This is a genomic window from Nocardioides sp. (genome assembly GCF_029937575.1).
In the GTDB taxonomy this organism is placed as follows: Bacteria; Actinomycetota; Actinomycetes; order Propionibacteriales; family Nocardioidaceae; genus Nocardioides.
This window is the reverse complement of sequence record NZ_JAPYPS010000056.1, coordinates 1-1,709: the sequence shown is the minus strand read 5'-3', so window position 1 is coordinate 1,709 and position 1,709 is coordinate 1. Positions and strand designations below refer to the sequence as shown.

General features: G+C 70.3%; 2 protein-coding genes. One reads left to right on the top strand and one right to left on the bottom strand.

Annotation, left to right across the window (positions count from 1 at the left end; genetic code table 11):
• Positions 1 to 429: 429 nt before the first annotated feature.
• Positions 430 to 957 (bottom strand): gluconokinase, encoded by a 528-nt coding sequence (locus tag Q1K33_RS15890; protein ID WP_300405692.1) that lies wholly within the window; start codon positions 955 to 957, stop codon positions 430 to 432.
• A 66-nt stretch (positions 958 to 1,023) separates the two neighbouring features.
• On the opposite strand from Q1K33_RS15890, the gene Q1K33_RS15885 reads away from it, so the two are divergent.
• A partial coding sequence (locus Q1K33_RS15885) for an FCD domain-containing protein (protein ID WP_300405691.1) occupies positions 1,024 to 1,709 on the top strand: 686 nt, incomplete at its 3' end.

The following is a 1,709-nucleotide window of genomic DNA, read 5'->3' as shown; positions in this document are numbered from 1 at the left end:
GCAGCCCCAGCAGGCACCACACCCACCAACCCCGTCACCACCACGACCGCACACGCCACCGCGACACCGCCACGCGAGAACCACACAGAACCAGCCACCACACGCCTCCGAGAATCAGAAAGCCACGCGCCAAGGGGGGCTAACGCAGCACCACCACCCCAACACCCACGAACCCCACCCGCAGACAAATCCGGGAAACCACCGTCAAAGTCACCCCCACGGGTGAGACAGCATCGGCATGAGGCCGCTGACCCGGAAGACTCGCCCTGATCGCGGCCCGAGCCACCGTGTGGCAGGCGATCCGCGACCTGGACGAACGATCCGCCACCGTCGAGAGCCTCGACCCGGCACGGTCCGAAGGCAGTTGACCAGCCCGGGCCAAGCCAATGAAAGGCAACCGACGGCACGAGGGATCGCGCTAGCGTGCGCTCATCCGACACCTTGGACCAGCATGGCCTCGACCGCAGCGTCCGCCACCTCGTCGATCGAGGGCTCCACGTCGACGACGGCGCCCAGCTCGTCGTCCTGGAGTGGCTCGAGGGTCTGGAGCTGTGACGTCAGCAGCGAGGTCGGCATGAAGTGCTTGGTGCGTTGCGCCATCCGAGCCGACAGGACGTCGTGGTCGGCATGCAGGTGCAGGAAGAACGCCGCTCCCTCCGGCACGCCGGAGCGCAGGGTGTCGCGGTAGGTGCGCTTCAAGGCCGAGCAGGTCAGCACGAGCGATCGGCCACCGTCGAGGCGCTGCCCGGCCAGGTCGGTGAGGGTCTGCAGCCAGGGCTCGCGGTCCTCGTCGGTCAGCGCGACCCCCTCGCGCATCTTCTCGATGTTGGACTCGGGGTGGTAGTCGTCACCCTCGACGAAGTCGAGGCCGAGGCGCTCGGCCAGGAGCGTGCCCACCGAGGACTTCCCGGTACCGGAGACGCCCATGGCCACGACGAGCAGGGGAGACCGCGTCACGAGACGACCTGCCCGCACCTGGCCACGAGAAGGGCCTCCCGCGGACACGCGACTAGGGTTCGGGGCATGTCCACGGTGTACCACAACGCTATTCGCGAGCTGGGTGGCCGCATCGTGCAGGGCTCCCTGGAGCCGGGCACCAGGATCACGTTGGAGTGGCTCGGCAACGAGTTCGAGATCTCCCGCACGATCGCCCGCGAGGTCGTGCAGGTGCTCGCGTCGATGGGACTGGTCCGCAGCCGCCGCCGCACCGGCGTCACCGTCCTGCCGTGCGCGGAGTGGGACGCCTTCGACCCGGCGGTGATCCGCTGGCGTCTCGACGGCCCCGGGCGAGGCGACCACCTCGAGGAGCTGGCCCAGCTCCGGGCTGCGGTGGAGCCGGCGGCCGCGGCGATGGCGGCGACCAGGGCCAGCGCCGAGGTGCGCGCCGAGCTGCTCTCCCTCGCCGAGCGGATGGAGGAGACCGGAGCGGCTGGGGACCTGAGGACGTTTCTCGAGCACGACGTCGCCTTCCACCGCCTGCTGCTGCGGACGTCCGGCAACGCGATGTTCGCCGGACTCTGCGACGTCGTCGAGGAGGTGCTGCGGGGCCGCACCGACCACCACCTGATGCCCCCGGAGCCGAAGCCGGAGGCTCGCGACCTGCACACGGAGGTCGCGGTAGCGGTGGCCGGCGGGGACGCCGCGACGGCACGGGCGGCGATGAGCGCCCTGTGCCTCGAGGTGGTGGTCGGCATCGCCGAGCTCTCGGA